Source organism: Amycolatopsis camponoti, assembly GCF_902497555.1.
GTDB classification, from domain to species: Bacteria; Actinomycetota; Actinomycetes; order Mycobacteriales; family Pseudonocardiaceae; genus Amycolatopsis; species Amycolatopsis camponoti.
In genome coordinates this window covers 1,791,283-1,809,946 of the sequence record NZ_CABVGP010000001.1, presented here as the reverse complement: position 1 = coordinate 1,809,946, position 18,664 = coordinate 1,791,283, and the positions used below count along the sequence as shown (strand labels likewise).

The window sequence follows — 18,664 nt, the reverse complement described above, 5'->3', positions numbered from 1 at the left end:
ACTCCCTCCGTCCCCGGCAGAATGCCCGGATCGCCCGTGGTCAACCACCGGGGCGCCGGATCTGGCACGATCGGGCCGTGGTCGGGACGCGGCGGGGACGAGCGCTCGCGATGGCGGCCGCCCTGCTCCTGGTGCTCGCCTCCTGCAGCGCCGGCTTCGGTGAGCTCAGGCTGCGGATCGCCGCGGGCAACCCCGGCGGGGTCTACGACAAGCTCGCCCAGACCCTCGCCACCGCGTGGGCCGCCGGCCTGGACATCGACCGGCCCACGGTGCTGCAGACCCAGGGCTCGCCCGACAACCTCGACCGGGTGCTCGCGGGCAAGGCCGACGTCGCGTTCGTCGCCGCCGACGTCGCCGCCGACCGGTACAAGCACGACCCGCGGCTGGCCACCCTGGCCCGGATCCACGACGACTACCTGCACATCATCGTGCGCACCGACTCCGACATCCGCACCGTCGAGCAGCTGCGGGGGCGGAAGATCGCGACCGGCTCGCCGTCCTCGGGCGTGGAGTACATCGCCAGCAGGCTGCTGGAGGCGACCGGGCTCGCCGGGTCGGTCACCACCAGCGCGCGCGGGCTCGACGACTCGGTCAAGGCGCTGCTCAACGGCGACATCGACGCGTTCTTCTGGTCCGGCGGCCTCCCGACGCCGGTGCTGGCCGGCTACAACGACAAGCAGTCCCTGCGCCTGCTCGACATCGCCGACGTGATGCCGAAGATGCAGGAGGTCAACCAGGTCTACGGCACCGCGTCCATCCCGGCCACCACCTACAACCAGCCGGGCCCGGTGACCACGCTGCTGGTGCCGAACTTCCTCGTCGTCCCGAAGTCGATGAGCGACGACGTCGCCGAAGCGCTGGTCCGCGGCCTGTTCGACGCCCGTCAGCAGCTGGCGGTGGCCAACCCGGCGGCGCTGTCGATCGACGTGCACCCGGGCATCGAGACGCAGCCGATCCCGCTGCACCCCGGTGCACTGCGTTATTACCGCGCCAAGAAGATCTAAGCCGCCGGGAACGTCATCGCGATCCGCAGGCCGCCACCCTCGGGCAGGTCCAGCGTCAGCTCGCCGTCAGAGTGCGCGGTCAGCTCGCTGACGATCGCCAGGCCCAGCCCCGAGCCCGGCACGTTCTGGTGCGCGGGGCTGCGCCAGAACCGGTCCAGCGCGCGGTCCAGCTCTTCCGGCGGCAGCCCCGGCCCGTGGTCGCGCACCGACAGGCGCACCCGGTCGCCGTCGCGCTCGACGGCGACCCGGATCTCGGTGCCCGACGCGGTGAACTTCAGCGCGTTGTCGAGCAGCGCGTCCAGGATGGTCTCGGCGCCGCGCGGCGGCACGCGGACCCGCGCGCCGTCGCCCGCGGCGTCGACGACCAGCCGCACGTCCCGCGCCTCGCCGACCACCGACCAGTCGGCGACCCGCTCGGCGACGACCTCGTCCAGCACCACCGGGTCCAGCTCGCCGCCGGAGGCCTCGGCGCGGGCCATCGAGAGGAGGCCGTCCAGGATCTGGTGCAGCCGCCCGGCGTCGACGCGCGCGGCTTCCAGGTCGGCGGCGGACTGGTCGTCGACGACGTGGCCGTCGAGGTTGCCGAGCCGGATCTTCAACGCGGTCAGCGGGTTGCGCAGCTGGTGCGAAGCGTCCGCGACGAAGGCGCGCTGCGCGGCCAGCGCCCCCGACACGCTCTCGGCCATCCGGTCGAAGGAGCGGCCGAGCTGCCGCAGCTCCGGCGGGCCGCCGCCCTCCCCCACCGGCTCGGCCTCCCGCCCGCTGACCACCGAAGCCACCAGCGCGCCGGTCGCGTCGTCGAGCCGCTTCACCGGTTTAAGGATCCACCGGACCACCGGGATCGCCACGCCCAGCGCGACCACGAAGGCGAGGATCCCGCCCGCGGCGAGCAGCAGCCACCACCACAGCACGGCGGCGCGTTCGGAATCGGTGGCGGACACGGTGAGCACCGCCCCGCGCACCTCCCCGTCGGCGAGCACCGGCTCGGCGAGCACCAGCGGCGTCGAGTCCCACGGCATCAGCACGCCGGCCGGCTGCGACCGGCGCCCGGCCAGCGCCTCGTGGACGGGGTCGCTGATCCGCTCGTTCTGGAGGTCGATCCGCGCGGCGGCCGGGCCGAGCGAGGTGACGACCGGCTTGCCGTCCTGGTCGACGACCACCACCTGGACGCCGTACACCTCGGTGTAGCGGCGCACGTCCGGCTCGATCAGGTACGGCTTGTTGTCCAGCAGCGGCCGCTGGGCCAGCGACGCGAACCGGGCGGTGTCGGTGAGCCGGTCGAGGAACAGGTCCTGCTGCGCGCCGGCGGCGATCGAGATGGCCAGCGGGATGCCGAGGCCGAACACCAGCAGCGCGACCAGCGTCAGCACGATGCCCTGCAGCCGGACGCGCACGTCGTCAGCTCCGGGCGGTCTGGCCGCCGAGCCGGTAGCCGACCCCGCGCACCGTCTCGATCAGCGCCGGGCGGCCCAGCTTCGTCCGCAGTGTCGCGACGTGGACGTCGAGCGAGCGGCTCTCCGCGGGACCCCGGTGCCCCCACACCTCGGTGAGCACGTGCTCACGCGAGCAGACCGCGCCGCGCGCGCCCGCCACGAGGGCGAGCACCTGGAACTCCTTGCGGGACAACGCGATCGCGTGCCCGTCGACCAGCACCTCGTGCCGGGCCAGGTCGACGCTGACGTCCCCCACCTTGATGACGACCGGCTCGGCGACGGCGTGCTCCGGGCGCCGCCGGCGCACTGCCTCGACCCGGGCGAGCAGCTCCTCGACGTCGTAGGGCTTGACCAGGTAGTCGTCGGCGCCGGCGCGCAGGCCCCGGATCCGGTCGTCGACCTCGCCGCGGGCCGACACCACGATGATCGCGACGTCGCTGACCGCGCGGATCTGGGTGCAGAGGGTGACGCCGTCGATGTCCGGCAGGCCGAGGTCGAGCAGGATGACGTCGACCTCGTGGACGCGTTCGAGGACACCGGCGCCGGTGGCCAGCCGGGCGATCGCCAGGCCGCGGCGGGCCAGCGCCGGGATGAGCGCACCCGCGACCCGGTCGTCGTCCTCCACCAGCAGCACCCGCACCCGTCCGCCTCCCATGGTGACCTGCTCCACCGGCCGGTAGCGCCGAACTCTAGGACCTCGCGGAATCCACCGCACGAGCCACCCGAGCGGTCACTCTTGGTGACCAGGGGGCTACGGTACCCCCGATACCCCCAAAATGGACATCGATACGCAGTTGAAACCCTAAGTATTGCTCAAGCGGCCTTGCCAGCCGGTAAAGCAACGGTAGGTTCTCGCCATCGCGGGTGACCGACGCCGCATTCGAACGACCCTGGAGGCCAGATGACCGCGGAGGTGGCGGCGCCGATGATCAAGGCGTCCGCCGTGAACAAGTACTTCGGCGACCTGCACGTGCTCAGGGAGATCACGCTCGAGGTACCTCGCGGCCAGGTCGTGGTGGTGCTGGGTCCGTCGGGGTCGGGCAAGTCGACCCTGTGCCGGGCGATCAACCGGCTCGAGCCGATCAACTCCGGCGAGATCGGCGTCGACGGCGTCCCGCTGCCCGCGGAAGGCAAGGCCCTCGCGGCCCTGCGCGCCGACGTCGGCATGGTGTTCCAGTCCTTCAACCTGTTCGCGCACAAGACGATCGTCGAGAACGTCATGCTGGCCCCGATGAAGGTCCGCAAGGCGTCCAAGGACGAGGCGCGCAAGACGGCGATGGAGCTGCTGGAGCGCGTCGGCATCGCCAACCAGGCCGACAAGTACCCGGCGCAGCTTTCGGGCGGCCAGCAGCAGCGCGTCGCGATCGCGCGGGCGCTGGCGATGCGGCCCAAGGTCATGCTGTTCGACGAGCCGACCTCGGCGCTGGACCCGGAGATGGTCCAGGAGGTCCTCGACGTCATGACCGGCCTGGCCAAGGACGGCATGACGATGCTGGTCGTCACCCACGAGATGGGCTTCGCCCGCCGGGCAGCCGATCGGGTGATCTTCATGGCCGACGGCGAGATCGTCGAGGACACGACGCCCGAAGAGTTCTTCACCGCGCCGAAGAGCGAGCGCGCGAAGGACTTCCTCGGCAAGATCCTGACCCACTGAGCACTTTTTTCCCGGCCCCCGCGGCCGGGCGAGATTCGGAAGGAACCTGAGAGACGATGCGGTTGAACCGAGTTCTGCAGGTCGGCGCGGTCGTGATGGCCGCCGGGCTGGCCCTGACGGCCTGCGGCGGCGGCTCCGGCAGCGGCGCGAGCGGCGACAAGAACCTGGTCCAGCGGGCCAAGGACAACAAGAAGCTGACCATCGGCATCAAGTTCGACCAGCCGGGCCTCGGCCTGAAGAAGCCGGACGGCACCTACGCCGGCTTCGACGTCGACGTCGCGAAGTACATCGCGAAGCAGCTCGGCGTCGAAGAGTCGGGGATCACCTGGAAGGAAGCGCAGTCGGCGCAGCGCGAGGACCTGATCAAGAAGGGTGAGGTCGACTTCATCGTCGCCACCTACTCGATCACCGACAAGCGCAAGAACGACGTCTCCTTCGGCGGCCCCTACTTCGTCGCGCACCAGGACTTGCTGGTGCGGTCGGACAACACCGACATCACCGGCCCAGAGTCGCTGACCGGCAACAAGAAGCTCTGCTCGGTCAAGGGCTCGACCCCGGCGCAGAACGTCAAGACGAAGTACGCGAAGGACGTGCAGCTGCAGGAGGTCGGCAAGTACACCGACTGCGTGACCGCGCTCCTCAACGGCACCGTCGACGCGATGACCACGGACGACGTCATCCTCGCCGGCTACGCCGCGCAGCAGCCCGGCAAGCTGAAGCTGGTCGGCAAGGGCTTCTCCGACGAGAACTACGGCGTCGGCCTGAAGAAGGACGACGCCGACGGCAAGGCCGCCGTCAACAAGGCGATCCAGGCGATGGAGCAGGACGGCTCCTGGGAGAAGGCGCTGCAGACCAATGTCGGCCCGTCGGGCTACAAGATCCCGGCCGCGCCGGCGATCGCTCCCTGATATCCGGTTCTGAAGTCGAACGGTGCGCCGTGCAAGCGGCGCACCGTTCCCGTACCGAGGCCAGGTTGGACAACCCGTGTTCGATTTCCTCAACAACCCCGACTACGACCTCGTCGGGGCCTTCTGGACGACGATCCAGCTGACGTTCTTCTCGGCGATCGGGGCGCTCGTCTGGGGCACCGTCCTCGTCGCGATGCGGGTCAGTCCCGTGCCGATCATGCGCGGCTTCGCGACGGTCTACGTCAACATCTTCCGGAACACCCCGCTGACGGTGATCATCATCTTCACGTCGCTGGGTCTTTCGTCCACGCTCGGCATCAACCTGGCCGCGACGGACTCGCCCACCTCGTTGGCGGACAACGCGTTCCGGCTCGCGGTGCTGGGCTTCGTCGTCTACACGGCGACGTTCGTGTGCGAGTCGCTGCGGTCGGGCATCAACACCGTCCCGGTCGGGCAGGCGGAGGCGGCACGGGCCCTGGGCCTCAACTTCCTGCAGGTGCTCGGCCTGATCATCCTGCCGCAGGCGTTCCGCGCGGTGATCGCGCCGCTGGCGAACGTCCTGATCGCGCTGCTGAAGAACACCACCGTGGCCTCGGTCATCGGTGTCGCCGAGGCCTCGCTGCTGATGTCGTCGATGGTGGAGAACGAGTCCGACTCGTTGTTCCTGGTCTTCCTCCTCTTCGCCGCGGTGTTCGTCGCCCTGGTGCTGCCGCTCGGCCTGCTGCTCGGCTGGGTCGCCAAGAAAGCCGAGGTCAAGCGATGAGCACGCAGACCGTCCTCTACGACGCACCCGGCCCGAAGGCCCGCGCCCGCAACTGGATCTACACCGTGCTGTTCGGGCTGGTGCTGCTCCTGGTGGCGTGGTTCGTCTACAACGGCTTCGACGAGAAGGGCCAGTGGGCCGGCGCGCTCTGGAAGCCCTTCATCGAGGGGTCGACCTGGACGCAGTTCCTGCTGCCGGGCCTGCTGAACACGCTGAAGGCCGCGGCGCTGTCCATCGTGATCGCGCTGCCGATCGGCGCGTTGCTGGGCATCGGCCGGCTGTCCCAGCACAAGTGGGTCCGGATCCCGGTCGGCGCCGTGGTCGAGTTCTTCCGCGCCATCCCGGTGCTGCTGCTGATGGTGTTCGGCGCGGCGCTGTACGCGTACTACACCCCGATCGAGGCGGACACCCGCCCGCTGTTCGCCGCCGTCACGGGCCTCGTGCTCTACAACGGCTCGGTGATGGCGGAGGTGTTCCGGGCGGGCATCCTGTCCCTCCCGAAGGGACAGACCGAAGCCGCGTCGGCGCTCGGCCTGCGCAAGACCCAGACGATGGTCAGCATCCTGCTGCCCCAGGCGGTCACGCTGATGCTGCCCGCGCTGGTCAGCCAGCTGGTGGTCATCCTGAAGGACACCGCGCTCGCGGGTCAGCTGACCATCGGCTACGACGAGCTGATCCGCGGTTCCGGGCCGATCACCGGCAACTTCAACAACACGATCCCGACGCTGATCGTCATCGCGATCATCTTCATCACGCTCAACCTGATCCTGTCGTGGTTCGCCTCGTACCTGGAGCGCAAGCTGTCGCGGCGGAAGAAGGCCCCTCGGGGCGCGAAGCCGCTGGAAGGGCCGCCGGCGGCGGTGACGGCGGCGACCGACTTCAACACCGGGAACAGCTCGGCCTGATCCCCCGGTCATCGGAAGCGGGTGAGTGCGCATATCGCACTCACCCGCTTTTCTTTTGCCCGATCGGGGGTCGCCGGGGTTGTCGTACCCGGGGGTCTCCCCTAGCGTCGGACGCATGGGTGTCGCACTGGTGACCGGCAGTTCCCGCGGCCTCGGCCGGGCGGTCGCGCGCAGACTGGCGCGCGACGGGTTCGCCGTCGCGGTCAACGGCCACCACGACGACGCCGACCTCAAGACGTCCGCCGAGGGCATCCTCGCCGAAGGCGGCCGGGCGGCGGCGTTCGCCGCGGACGTCACCGACCGGCGCCAGGTCGGCGAGCTGGTCGACGCGGTCACGGCGTTGCTGGGCCCGATCACGGTGCTGGTGTTCAACGCGACCGGACCGCAGCCCGAGGCACCGGTGTCCCAAGTGGATTGGCCGGACCACCTGGCCCAGCTCGACTTCTTCGTGCGCTCGCCGGTCCTGCTCGGCCACGCGGTGCTGCCGGGGATGCGGGCCCGCCGCTACGGCCGCATCGTCCACCTCGACTCGGAGGTGGCGGACCGCCCGCCACCCGGCCGTTCGGCGTACGCGACGGCCAAGAGCGCCCAGATCGGCCTGGCCCGGGCGTGGGCCCGCGAGCTGGCCCCGGACGGCATCACGGTGAACACGGTGGCACCGGGGTTCATCCCGGTCGAGCGCCACGCGGAGGTCCCGGCAGCGGAGCGCGAGGAGTACCGGGCCTCGGTCCCGGCGGCCCGCTTGGGCACGCCCGACGACGTCGCGGCGGCGGTGAGCTTCTTCGCATCGGAGGAGGCGGGCTTCCTGACGGGCCAGCGCCTCCTCGTCGACGGCGGCCGTTCCCTCGGCTGACCTGTACCTACGCCGCCGGGGTCGCCACACTCTGGCTCTGGCGGTACTCGAACGCCTCGGGTTCGTCCCGGTAGTCGAGGAGGTTCCCGGCGAGGTCGTGCAGGAGCGCCTTGACCTCCGCCGGAGTGCACCGGAAGTACTCGCGCCGGCGGTTGACCCGGTTGAGCCGCCGCGCCTCCAGCTTCGTGTGGAGCTGGTGTTCGATCCCGACCGCGTCCTGCGAGAAGAACAGGGCGTGCACGTCGAACCGGAAGGGCACCGACGCGTCGCCGAGCTCGCGCACCCGGTCCATCGGCTCGAGCCGCCGGGTCATCCCGATCTTGACGACCTCCGGCCCGAAGGAGCCGATGTTGCTGATCACGTAGACGTAGCCGGCCCGGATGTTGGCCTGCCGTTCCTCGAGCCCGTTCAGCGCGGCTTCGATCTCGGCCAGCTTCCGCTCGAGGTCGGTCGCGCCTTCCCAGTCGCCCTTGGCCCGCAGGGCCGCGATGGCGTTCCGGTAGTGGCCTTGTTCCTTGAGCAGGCGTTCCTGCTCCCGCCGGTACTCCTGCAGTGCCTTCTGCTCCTCGCGGAGGACCGCGCGCCGCTCCCGTTCGTCCTCTTTCTCCTGCTGCTTCTTCGCCAGGTAGTCGGCGGTGAGCTCGAGTTCGCGGATGCGCATCGCGTGGTAGGCCGGGCTGATCCGGATCGACGCCATGGTTCCCAGCTTTTCGATCGTCCGGACCGCGGTCTCCAGCCGTTTGACCGCCGACGCGAGATTGCCCGCCTTGAGCACGCGGACGCAGTTCTCGGCCTCCGCGTTGTAAGCCCGGAGCATCAGCTTCGACAGTTCGCCGACGAACTTGCGCCCCTGGGCGAGGGAGTTGTTGTAGTGGAAGCTGCTGGACGCTTCGACGGCCGACTTCGCCCGGGTCATGTCCTTCATGGTGGCCTTGAGCCGTTCGAGCTCGGCCTTGTAGGCCTCGGCGTCGGCCAGCACGTGCCGGTACTGGTAGACCCCGACCTCCTGCATCAGCCTGGCGTCGTCGGTCTCCACCACCTCCGCCCGCAAGGTGGCCAGCTGCGCCCGCAGCCGGGTGGACTCGGCGTTCATGGCCGAAGTCTCCTGCTGATAGCGAGCCTGGTCCGCGTGGAACCGCTGCGTCAGAGCGGCGATCTCCTGCTGCACCCCGACCGAGCCGAGCGCGCCCAGTCGCTGCAGTTCCCCGCGCAGGAACAGGTTTTCCCGTTGCGCGGCTTCGAGCTCTTCCTGCCGTTTCCGCCCACCGAACATCGACGCCTCCCCGAGATCACCTGACGTCAGGCGGAGTCGCTTCCGGTCGCCGGCTTGTTACGGCCCCGGCCGACCTGCAGCACGGCCAGCACCCCGAGGACGAGCGCCAGGGCCAGCGCGAGCGCGGTCCACATGGCGACGTGCAGCTGCAGCAGCCCGCCCGCGAAGGCGCCCACCAGCATCGCGCCCACCGCGGCGACCTTCCGGACCGGGTGCGACCCCGCGCCGCCGGCCGCCTTCGAATCGGCCGCGAAGCCTGTCAGCGTCATGGTCAAGACCGTCGTCGTCAGGTCGGGCGCGCCGATCCGGCGGACCGCCGCGTTCTGCAGGCCCATCGCCACGCCCAGGACGACGATCAGCAGCTCGCTGCCCAGCCGGGTGCCGTTGCCGAGGGTCGCCGACAGCCCGACCGCCACGGCGATCAGCGCCGCCTGGACCGCGGTCGCCTGGCGGAGGGCGTCGTAGTCGTCCTCGCGCCGGGCCAGCCGCCCGCCGGCGAGCGCGCCCGCCAGGAACGCGAGCACCGCGGTCAGCGACGCGAGCACCGACAGCGTCGACTCCCCCGCCGCCGCGAACCCGAGGAAGACGACGTTCCCGGTCATGTTGGCCACGAACACCCGGCCCAGCCCGAGGAAGCTGACGGCGTCGACGACCCCGGTCACGACGGTCAGCGTCAGCAGCAGGGCGGCGAGGTCCCGCGGTTTCGGTTCAGTCATGCGCGCAGTCAACCACCGCGCGGGTGAGGTCGCGGTGCCCGACGGCCGATCCGCTGCCGCCGGCAGGAAGACGGCACCCTCGTTGAACTTGGCGTCCAGTCCGCGAGCGGCGAGACGGCACCGCCGGCTCAGTTCGATTCCGGGAATGAACGTCGTGAACGCCAGCGTGGCTTACTATTGGTGCGAAGCGCGCTTCATTTTGCGAAGCTGCTTCGCAGCGCTTCGCGAGCGGAATCCGTTGTCGCACAGGCAGAACAGCAACATCCGTTCCGGTGAACCCCTGCGCGGCAGAGGACATTTTGTCGGTGGTTGCCTTTAGCGTGCGGGCATGACCGAAAAGAGCACGGTGCGCACCCGGGAGATGGGCGTCGAACTGAAGTCCCAGCGCGAGGCGAAGCAGATGTCGCTGCGTGAGGTCGCCCGGCGAGCCCACTGGTCGGCGTCGAAGGTGTCCGGCTGGGAGAACGGCCGCCGGATCTCGCCGATCGACGCGGCGATCTACCTCGCGCACTGCGGAACCGAGGCCGCGGAACGCGAGCGGCTGCTGCACCTGACCCGGCCGCCGAGCGAGCTGTACTGGGTGCGGCCGTACTTCGACCCGCTCGTCGACCCGGCGAAGTCCCTCATCATCCAGGAAAACCTGGCGACCGCAGTGATCTCCAACAGCCCGCTGGCCCTGCCCGGCATGCTCCAGACCGAAGACTACGTCCGCACCGTCTACGAAATGTCCGGGCGGTACACCACGGACCGGCTGAAGCTGCTCATGCAGGCCAGGATCGATCGGCAACAGCTGCTGCAGCGCCGGAACCCACCGCAGTGCCTCTACTTCGTCTACGAGCACACCTTGCGATCGATCCTGCGCGACCCCGCGCTGATGCACGAACAGCTGCAGTACCTGGTGCTGGCCACCAACCTTCCGCACTGCACGATCCGGGTCGTCCCCGCGTCCGCGCCGCCGTACCACCTGGTCGGCAGCCGGTTCACGATCCTCGAGTTCGCCGAACACCCGCCGGTGGCCTACGAAGAGACCTTCGCCGCCGGGTTGTTCATCGACGAACGCATGGCTGTCGAAGCGTTCTACGTCCTGCGCACGCGTCTGGAACAAGTCGCCCTGCCCGAACGAGAGTCGCGGGAGTTCCTGGTCCGGCTGGCCGAGGAGTTCGATCTCATGGCGAAGTGAGCGCACCGGCCCGTTCGCCATCGTGCCAGACGGCCCGGACCCGGCCGGGCAGATCCGTCACGTCCAGGTCTGTGCCGTCGAGCAGCACGAGGTCCGCGCGCAGGCCCGACTCGATGCGACCCCGGTCGCCGTCGAGCCGGAGCAGGCGGGCGGCCTCGGACGTGGCTGCCTTCAGGGCCGCCGCGTCACCGAGGACCGCGGCCAGCAGGCGCAGCTCGGTCGTCAAGTCGACATGGGGACGCGGGGCGAGGTCGGACCCGGCGGCGATCCGGACGCCCGCCTCCACCGCGAGGCGCAGCGAACGCCGGTGCGTGCCGGCGAACTCGGTGTCGCTCATCGGCGAGAGCGTCGGCACGTACCAGGCGTTCGCGAGGGCCGCGACGGCGTCGTCCTCGAGGAACGTGCCGTGCTCGATGCTGCGCGCGCCGGCGCGGGCCGCCGACACCACCGCCGCCGACGTGTGCGCGTGGGCCAGGACATCGCGGCCGCAGCGGCCGGCCTCGTCGACCACGGCGGCAAGCTCGGCATCGGTCGGGCGGACGTCCACGCCCGCGCGGACCGCCCGCATCGAGCCACTCGCGCCGACCTTGATCCAGTCGGCGCCCGCGCGCACCATCCGGCGGACGGCCGCGCGGGCGGCGTCCGGCCCGTCGAACAGCGGGTCCGGCAGCGACGGGTCGCCGTAGTTGTCGACGGCGCCCGCGGCCGGGTCCCACGTGTCGCCGAGCCCACCGGTCGGCCCCAGCTGGCGCAGGCTGACCAGCAGGTCCGGCCCGGAAATCCACCCCTGGGCCAGCGCGTGCTTGAACCCGGCGTCGGCGCCCCACGCGTCCCGCACGGTCGTGATCCCCCGCGCCAGCAACCCCCGCAACACCGGCACGGCCTCGAGAATCCGGGCGCTGCGCGGCAACGGCTCGGGCCGCCGGAACGCGACGTGCACGTGGCAGTCGATGAGCCCGGGGATCAGCAGGCCGCCGGAACAGTCGACACGCTGGTCGCCGTCGAGACCGGGCCCGACTTCGGCGATCCGTTCGCCGTCGAGCCGGACGTCGGCACGAGTCGTCTCACCGGTTTCGGGATCGAACACGCGCGCCCCGGCGAGCAGCGTCACGCGAGTTCCTTGCAGTAGCTGAGGAAAGACGCTCGCGAACCGCCTCTAGCGCGGTTCGCGAGCGTCTGAAGAAAACCCGTCACTTGTCCCGGCGGAAGAGCTTGTTGCCCAGCCACACGATCGGGTCGTACTTGCGGTCGGCGACGCGCTCCTTCATCGGGATGAGCGCGTTGTCGGTGATGTGGATGCCTTCCGGGCACACCTCGCTGCAGCACTTGGTGATGTTGCAGTAGCCGAGGCCGTGCTCCTCCTGCGCCGCGTCACGCCGGTCCGCGACGTCGAGCGGGTGCATCTCCAGCTCGGCGATGCGCATCAGGTACCGCGGCCCCGCGAAGGCTTCCTTGTTCTCCTCGTGGTCGCGGACCACGTGGCAGGTGTTCTGGCACAGGAAGCACTCGATGCACTTCCGGAACTCCTGCGACCGCTCGACGTCCACCTGCTGCATCCGGTACTCACCGGGCTTCAAGTCCGCGGGCGGGGTGAACGACGGGATCTCCCGCGCCTTCGTGTAGTTGAAGGACACGTCGGTCACCAGGTCGCGGATCACCGGGAACGTCCGCATCGGCGTCACCGTGATCACCTCTTCCTCGGTGAACGTCGACATCCGCGTCATGCACAGCAGCCGCGGCTTGCCGTTGATCTCCGCCGAGCACGAGCCGCACTTGCCCGCCTTGCAGTTCCAGCGCACCGCGAGGTCCGACGCCTGGGTGGCCTGCAGCCGGTGGATGATGTCGAGGACGACCTCGCCCTCGTTCACCTCCACCGTGAAGTCCTGCAGCTCGCCGCCCGTGTCGTCGCCGCGCCAGACGCGGAAACTCGCCTTGTAACTCATGCGCACACCTCGCCAGCGCTCGGTGCCGCCTGAGCCGGAAACGCTGTGTTGAATGATTCACTCGCAAGCTCGCTCATGCCTTGCTCCCGGGGTGCGCCTCGAGCTCGTGGTCGGTGTAGTACTTCCCGAGCTCGCCGAACTCGAACAGCTCCAGCAGGTCCTGCCGCAGCGGCACCTGCTCCTTCACCACGACGTCGACGTTCGGGACGACGGGGTTGTCCCCCTCCGACGCCGAGCACACCAGCAGCTTGTGCCGCCACTCGGCGTCCATGCCCGGGAAGTCGTCGCGCGTGTGGCCGCCGCGGCTCTCGGTGCGCGTCAACGCGGCCTTCGCGACGCACTCGCTGACCATCAGCATGTTGCGCAGGTCGATCGCGAGGTGCCAGCCGGGGTTGAACTGCCGGTGCCCCTCCACGGTGACGCGCAGGATCCGCTCCCGCAGCTCGGACAGCTTGACCAGCGCCTGCTCGATTTCGCCGGCCTTGCGGATGATGCCGACGAGGTCGTTCATCGACTGCTGCAGCTCGGTGTGGAGGGTGTACGGGTTCTCGGCCGTGGTGCCCTCGGGCGGGTCGAACGGCGCGAGCGCCATCTTCGCCGCCGCGTCCACATCGGACTGCGCGACCGCGGGCCGGTCGGCCAGGCCACTGACGTACTCGGCGGCGCCGAGCCCCGCGCGGCGGCCGAACACCAGCAGGTCGGACAGCGAGTTGCCGCCGAGCCGGTTGGACCCGTGCATGCCGCCCGAGCACTCGCCGGCCGCGAACAGGCCGGGCACGCTCGCCGCCGCCGTGTCCGGGTCGACCTCGATGCCGCCCATGACGTAGTGGCAGGTCGGGCCGACCTCCATCGGCTCCGCCGTGATGTCGACGTCCGCCAGCTCCTTGAACTGGTGGTACATCGACGGCAGCCGCTTCTTGATCTCCTCGGTCGGCAGCCGGCTGGCGATGTCGAGGAAGACGCCGCCGTGCGGGGAGCCGCGCCCCTCCTTGACCTCGGAGTTGATCGCGCGGGCCACCTCGTCGCGCGGCAGCAGGTCCGGCGTGCGCCGGTTGTTGTCCGCGTCGGCGTACCAGCGGTCGGCTTCCTCTTCGCTTTCGGCGTACTGGCCCTTGAAGACCTCGGGCACGTACTCGAACATGAACCGCTTGCCCTCGGAGTTCTTGAGCACGCCGCCGTCGCCGCGCACACCCTCGGTGACGAGGATGCCCTTGACGCTCGGCGGCCAGACCATCCCGGTCGGGTGGAACTGGACGAACTCCATGTTGATCAGGTTCGCGCCGGCCCGCATGGCCAGCGCGTGGCCGTCCCCGGTGTACTCCCACGAGTTCGACGTCACCTTGAACGACTTGCCGATGCCCCCGGTCGCGAGCACGACCGCGGGCGCGTCGAACAGGATGAACCGGCCGCTCTCGCGCCAGTAGCCGAACGCGCCGGCGATGGCGCCGTCGGTGGTGAGCAGCTCGGTGATCGTGCACTCGGCGAAGACCTTGATCTTGGCTTCGTAGTCCCCGGTCTCGGCGAAGTCCTCCTGCTGCAGCGAAACGATCTTCTGCTGCATCGTGCGGATCAGCTCGAGGCCGGTGCGGTCACCGACGTGGGCCAGCCGCGGGTAGGTGTGCCCGCCGAAGTTGCGCTGGCTGATCCGGCCGTCGGCGGTGCGGTCGAACAGCGCGCCGTAGGTCTCCAGCTCCCAGACGCGGTCGGGCGCCTCCTTGGCGTGCAGCTCGGCCATCCGCCAGTTGTTGAGGAACTTGCCGCCGCGCATGGTGTCGCGGAAGTGGACCTGCCAGTTGTCGTTCGAGTTGGCGTTGCCCATCGACGCCGCGCAGCCGCCCTCGGCCATCACGGTGTGCGCCTTGCCGAACAGGGACTTGCACACGACCGCTACGCGGAAGCCACGTTCCCTGGCCTCGATCACCGCGCGCAGACCGGCGCCACCGGCACCGATCACCACCACGTCGTAGCTGTGCCGTTCGACCTCGGTCATGTAGGAATTCCACCTCGGAAATGGGGACGTCGTTGTCGGGAAGGGCGGAGGCTAGTTCACGAATCTCAGGTCCGAGATCGCCCCGCTGGCCACGAGCATGACGTAGAAGTCGGTCAGCACCAGCGTGCCGAGCGTCGTCCAGGCCAGCGCCATGTGGCGGGTGTTGAGCTTCGTCACCTGGGTCCAGATCCAGTACCGCACCGGGTGCTTGGAGAAGTGCTTCAGCCTGCCCCCGGTGACGTGCCGGCACGAGTGGCAGGAAAGCGTGTAGGCCCAGAGCAGGATGACGTTGGCGAGCAGGACGATGTTGCCCAGCCCGAAGCCGAAGCCGCCGGTCTTCCCGTGGAACGCGGTGATCGCGTCGTAGGTGTTGATCAGCGAAACGACCAGCGCGACGTAGAAGAAGTAGCGGTGGACGTTCTGGATGATCAGCGGCAGGCGCGTCTCGCCGGTGTACTTCGCCTTCGGTTCCGCGACGGCGCACGCGGGCGGGGAGAACCACACCGCCCGGTAGTAGGCCTTGCGGTAGTAGTAACAGGTCAGGCGGAACCCGAGCAGGAACGGCAGCACGACGAAGCCGAGCGGGATGAACCCCGGCAGGTCGCCGAACCAGTGGCCGAAGTGGCTCGAGCCCTCGACGCACGACGTGGACAGGCAGGGAGAGTAGAACGGCGTCAGGTAGTGGTAGTCGGGCACCCAGTACGCGGTGCGCACGAACGACCGGACCGTCGCGTAGATGATGAACGCCGACAGTCCGAGCACGGTCAGCAGCGGCTGGAGCCACCACCGGTCCGTGCGGAGGGTGCGCTCGGCGATCCGGGCCCGCTTCGGGGACCGGACGCCGGTGCCGACGCCGTTGTCAGCCGGAGCGCTCACCGCTGGTCGCGCTTGTAGCCGCCGACGCCTTCGTCATCGGCGCCGTGCCAGAGCGCCGGGTCGTAGGGGGTGTCGGGCACCGGGACGCGCTCGGCGGCCTTCGCCTGCGCCGGCACCGCCAGCGGCGTGCCGTCGAGGTCCGCGGTGTCGATGTCGAGGCGCTCCACGTCGTTGGCGAGCCGGCGGACCGCCGAAGCGTCGCCGTAACGAGAGCGCAGTGCGCCGACGCACTGCCGGAGCTGGCCGATGGTTCGCCGCAGCTCGGCGATCTCGGAGGTGGACATCATGCCTCCCGTGTGGTGGGGCTGGCAGGGAACCGGCTACGGCTGTGCCACGCGTCGTGCAGTGTGACAACTAGCACACTAACGGTTCCGAGGGTGATCGGGGTCACGCGGGTCGATCTTCTGAATCGATTTTGATTCGGCGTTTTCCCGAGGTAGTGTGGCCAGTGTCACGACCCTGAGGCGTCAGCGCTGCCGTCCCGCGGACCACCACACACCAGTGATCCGGAGCCGGACATGAGCCCCACTCCCACCCCGCTGCACCCGACCGTCGCCGAAGTCACCGCCCGCATCACCGCGCGCAGTGCCGCGACGCGCACCGCGTACCTCGACCGCATGGCCGCCGCGCACGCCGAAGGCCCGGTCCGCCGCGGCCTCGCGTGCAGCAACCTCGCCCACGGCTTCGCGGCCATGGACGGCGTCGACAAGGAGGCGCTGCGAGCCGCGCGCGCTCCCGGCGTCGCGATCGTCTCGTCCTACAACGACCTGCTCTCGGCTCACCAGCCGATGCAGGAGTACCCGGCCTGGCTGAAGAAGTCCGTGCGCTCCGCCGGGGGTGTCGCCCAGTTCGCCGGCGGCGTCCCGGCCATGTGCGACGGCATCACCCAGGGCCGCGCGGGCATGGAGCTGTCCCTGTTCAGCCGCGAGGTCATCGCGATGTCGACGGCGATCGCGCTCTCGCACGACATGTTCGACGCGGCCCTGCTGCTGGGCGTCTGCGACAAGATCGTGCCCGGCCTGCTGATCGGTGCTCTGTCGTTCGGGCACCTGCCGGCCGTGCTGGTCCCGGCCGGGCCGATGAACTCCGGGCTGCCGAACAAGGAGAAGGCGCGCGTCCGGCAGCTGTACGCCGAGGGCCTCGCGACGCGCGAAGACCTGCTCGACGCCGAAGCGGCGTCGTACCACTCGGCCGGCACCTGCACCTTCTACGGCACGGCCAACTCCAACCAGATGGTCGTCGAGGTGATGGGCCTGCACCTGCCGGGCGCCAGCTTCGTCCAGCCCGGTTCGGCGTTGCGTCAGGCGCTGACCGAGGAAGCCGGGCGCCGGGTCGTCGCGATCTCGCGCGGCGAGGAGTACACGCCGGTCTCGCGGATCCTCGACGAGAAGGCGTTCGTCAACGGCGTCATCGCGCTGCTCGCCACGGGCGGGTCGACCAACCACACGATGCACCTGGTCGCGATCGCCGCGGCCGCGGGCATTCAGCTGACGTGGGACGACTTCTCCGACCTCTCGGCCGTCGTGCCGCTGCTGGCGCGGGTCTACCCGAACGGCAGCGCCGACATCAACCACTTCCACGCCGCCGGCGGCCTCCAGTTCCTGGTCGGCACGCTGCTCGACGCCGGATTCCTGCACGAAGACGTCCACACGGTGGCCGGGTTCGGGCTGCACCGCTACCGGGCCGAGCCGATCCTGTCCGACGGCGAGCTCGTCTGGCGCGACGTGCCCACCCGCAGCCTCGACGAAGAGGTGCTGCGCCCGGCGTGGCGCCCCTTCGCCGCGGACGGCGGGCTGCGGATGGTCGAGGGCAACCTCGGCCGCGCGGTGGTCAAGGTGTCCGCGGTGGCGCCCGAGCACCGGGTCGTCCAGGCGCCGGCGCGGGTGTTCACCACCCAGGAGGCGTTCACGGCCGCGTTCCAGGCCGGCGAGCTCGACCGCGACGTCGTCGTGGTGATCCGGCAGCAGGGCCCGCAGGCCAACGGCATGCCGGAGCTGCACGGCCTCACCCCGGCGCTGGGCGTGCTGATGGACCGCGGGCACGCGGTGGCGTTGCTCACCGACGGCCGGATGTCGGGCGCGTCGGGCAAGATCCCGGCCGCCATCCAGGTGACGCCGGAAGCCGCGGTGGGCGGCCCGATCGCCCGCGTCGCGGACGGCGACGTCATCCGGCTCGACGCGTCTTCGGGCTCGCTCGACGTGCTGGTCGGTGACGAAGAACTCGCCCGCCGTGAGCTTGTGGACGGACCGCCGTCCGAAGCATCCTGGACCGGCACCGGCCGAGAGCTGTTCGCCGCGTTGCGCCGTGCCGTCGGCCCCGCTGACCAGGGCGCTTCCGTGTTCGGCGGCTTGACGCCGGAGCACTTCGGAACGCCCGCTTTCACAATCCAGGAGGTCGGTCAGTGACCACCGGTCAGGACCTGCTCGAGCTGTCCCCCGTGATGCCCGTCGTGGTGATCGACGACGCCGAAGACGCGGTGCCGGTCGCCCGGGCCCTGCTCGCCGGCGGGATCGGGGTCATCGAGCTGACCCTGCGCACTGCGGCCGCGTTGTCGGCGATCGAACGCGTCGCCAGCGAGGTGCCGGACATCGTCGTCGGCGCCGGCACCGTCACCGCGGCGGACCACGCGAAGCAGGCGGCGGACGCGGGGGCGAAGTTCCTCGTGACGCCGGGCTGCACCGACGCGGTCGTCGACGCGTGCTTCGAGACCGGGCTGCCGTTCCTGCCCGGCGCGAGCACCGTGTCGGAGGCGATGCGGCTGGCCGAACGCGGGCTGACGGCGCTGAAGTTCTTCCCGGCGGAGGCGTCCGGCGGGGTCGCGTTCCTGAAGTCGATCGCGGGCCCGTTGCCGTCCCTGAAATTCTGCCCGACGGGCGGCATCACGGTGCCGTCGGCGCCTTCTTACCTGGCGCTGGCGAACGTCGGCTGCATCGGCGGCTCGTGGCTGACGTCCTCGCTCGATTTCGCGACGATCGAGAAACTGGCCGCCGAAGCCGCGAAGCTGTAGCCGAGATCACCCCACGGAATTACGGACCCGAACGGCGGAATCGGCGTCCGGATTCCGGGAGCACCGTTCCCAAGCGCTGGAACGGTGCTCCTAACGGGTGTGGCGGCGGTCATGCGTTGGCCCATTTGTGCCAGTGAGCGGGGCATTTGCGCCACGGTC

Annotated in this window: 18 protein-coding genes; 9 read left to right on the top strand and 9 right to left on the bottom strand. The window is 70.1% G+C overall.

Translation table 11 applies throughout. The annotated features are described in order from the left end of the window. Positions 1–77: 77 nt before the first annotated feature. The gene (locus tag AA23TX_RS08755; protein WP_155542057.1) at positions 78–1,004 is read left to right on the top strand and encodes a TAXI family TRAP transporter solute-binding subunit; all 927 of its coding nucleotides are present in this window, start codon (positions 78–80) and stop codon (positions 1,002–1,004) included. On the opposite strand, the gene AA23TX_RS08750 is transcribed toward AA23TX_RS08755, so the two are convergent. Together AA23TX_RS08750 and AA23TX_RS08745 are read right to left on the bottom strand one after the other, a co-directional pair. Continuing rightward, complete coding sequence (locus tag AA23TX_RS08750) at positions 1,001–2,398, bottom strand: sensor histidine kinase (protein ID WP_155542056.1); 1,398 nt, start codon at positions 2,396–2,398, stop codon at positions 1,001–1,003. The genes AA23TX_RS08755 and AA23TX_RS08750 overlap by 4 nt on opposite strands. 4 nt (positions 2,399–2,402) lie before the next feature. Further along, positions 2,403–3,077 (bottom strand): response regulator transcription factor, encoded by a 675-nt coding sequence (locus AA23TX_RS08745; RefSeq protein ID WP_196425423.1) that lies wholly within the window; start codon positions 3,075–3,077, stop codon positions 2,403–2,405. Positions 3,078–3,362: 285 nt separating this feature from the next. Between AA23TX_RS08745 and AA23TX_RS08740 the strand changes: the two genes are divergently transcribed. From AA23TX_RS08740 to AA23TX_RS08720, 5 genes are all read left to right on the top strand, one after another. Next, on the top strand, positions 3,363–4,091 hold the full coding sequence (locus AA23TX_RS08740; protein WP_196425422.1) for an amino acid ABC transporter ATP-binding protein: 729 nt from the start codon (positions 3,363–3,365) through the stop codon (positions 4,089–4,091). A gap of 56 nt (positions 4,092–4,147) precedes the next feature. After that, positions 4,148–4,999, top strand: a complete 852-nt coding sequence (locus tag AA23TX_RS08735) for a glutamate ABC transporter substrate-binding protein (protein WP_155542053.1) — start codon at positions 4,148–4,150, stop codon at positions 4,997–4,999. A gap of 76 nt (positions 5,000–5,075) precedes the next feature. After that, entirely contained in the window at positions 5,076–5,762 is a 687-nt protein-coding gene (locus AA23TX_RS08730; protein WP_155542052.1) for an amino acid ABC transporter permease, read from the top strand. After that, complete coding sequence (locus tag AA23TX_RS08725; protein ID WP_155542051.1) at positions 5,759–6,667, top strand: amino acid ABC transporter permease; 909 nt, start codon at positions 5,759–5,761, stop codon at positions 6,665–6,667. The genes AA23TX_RS08730 and AA23TX_RS08725 overlap by 4 nt, the downstream gene beginning before the upstream one ends. A gap of 115 nt (positions 6,668–6,782) precedes the next feature. After that, on the top strand, positions 6,783–7,520 hold the full coding sequence (locus AA23TX_RS08720) for an SDR family NAD(P)-dependent oxidoreductase (protein ID WP_155542050.1): 738 nt from the start codon (positions 6,783–6,785) through the stop codon (positions 7,518–7,520). Between the two features lie 7 nt (positions 7,521–7,527). Here the strand turns inward: AA23TX_RS08720 and AA23TX_RS08715 are convergent, their stop codons facing one another. Beyond that, positions 7,528–8,793 carry an SNIPE associated domain-containing protein gene (locus AA23TX_RS08715; RefSeq protein WP_155542049.1) on the bottom strand — a complete coding sequence of 422 codons (1,266 nt, stop codon included), beginning with the start codon at positions 8,791–8,793 and terminating at the stop codon, positions 7,528–7,530. Between the two features lie 26 nt (positions 8,794–8,819). Then, complete coding sequence (locus AA23TX_RS08710; protein ID WP_155542048.1) at positions 8,820–9,509, bottom strand: YoaK family protein; 690 nt, start codon at positions 9,507–9,509, stop codon at positions 8,820–8,822. A gap of 328 nt (positions 9,510–9,837) precedes the next feature. Between AA23TX_RS08710 and AA23TX_RS08705 the strand changes: the two genes are divergently transcribed. Beyond that, positions 9,838–10,689, top strand: a complete 852-nt coding sequence (locus AA23TX_RS08705) for a helix-turn-helix domain-containing protein (protein WP_155542047.1) — start codon at positions 9,838–9,840, stop codon at positions 10,687–10,689. On the opposite strand, the gene AA23TX_RS08700 is transcribed toward AA23TX_RS08705, so the two are convergent. From AA23TX_RS08700 to AA23TX_RS08680, 5 genes are all read right to left on the bottom strand, one after another. Continuing rightward, on the bottom strand, positions 10,676–11,800 hold the full coding sequence (locus AA23TX_RS08700; protein WP_196425238.1) for an amidohydrolase family protein: 1,125 nt from the start codon (positions 11,798–11,800) through the stop codon (positions 10,676–10,678). The genes AA23TX_RS08705 and AA23TX_RS08700 overlap by 14 nt on opposite strands. A gap of 79 nt (positions 11,801–11,879) precedes the next feature. Continuing rightward, positions 11,880–12,632 (bottom strand): succinate dehydrogenase/fumarate reductase iron-sulfur subunit, encoded by a 753-nt coding sequence (locus tag AA23TX_RS08695; RefSeq protein WP_155542045.1) that lies wholly within the window; start codon positions 12,630–12,632, stop codon positions 11,880–11,882. Between the two features lie 73 nt (positions 12,633–12,705). Next, positions 12,706–14,622, bottom strand: a complete 1,917-nt coding sequence (locus AA23TX_RS08690; protein ID WP_155542044.1) for a fumarate reductase/succinate dehydrogenase flavoprotein subunit — start codon at positions 14,620–14,622, stop codon at positions 12,706–12,708. Between the two features lie 51 nt (positions 14,623–14,673). Next, positions 14,674–15,498: a succinate dehydrogenase subunit SdhC gene (sdhC, locus tag AA23TX_RS08685; RefSeq protein WP_155542043.1), complete on the bottom strand. Its 825-nt coding sequence runs from the start codon at positions 15,496–15,498 to the stop codon at positions 14,674–14,676. Then, positions 15,495–15,782, bottom strand: a complete 288-nt coding sequence (locus AA23TX_RS08680) for an Rv0250c family protein (protein WP_196425237.1) — start codon at positions 15,780–15,782, stop codon at positions 15,495–15,497. The genes sdhC and AA23TX_RS08680 overlap by 4 nt, the downstream gene beginning before the upstream one ends. Before the next feature lie 234 nt (positions 15,783–16,016). Between AA23TX_RS08680 and edd the strand changes: the two genes are divergently transcribed. Together edd and eda are read left to right on the top strand one after the other, a co-directional pair. Continuing rightward, positions 16,017–17,903: a phosphogluconate dehydratase gene (edd, locus tag AA23TX_RS08675; RefSeq protein ID WP_196425236.1), complete on the top strand. Its 1,887-nt coding sequence runs from the start codon at positions 16,017–16,019 to the stop codon at positions 17,901–17,903. After that, a complete protein-coding gene (gene eda, locus AA23TX_RS08670; protein WP_155542041.1) occupies positions 17,900–18,505 on the top strand; it encodes a bifunctional 4-hydroxy-2-oxoglutarate aldolase/2-dehydro-3-deoxy-phosphogluconate aldolase in 606 nt (201 codons plus the stop codon). The genes edd and eda overlap by 4 nt, the downstream gene beginning before the upstream one ends. The last annotated feature ends 159 nt before the right edge of the window (positions 18,506–18,664 follow it).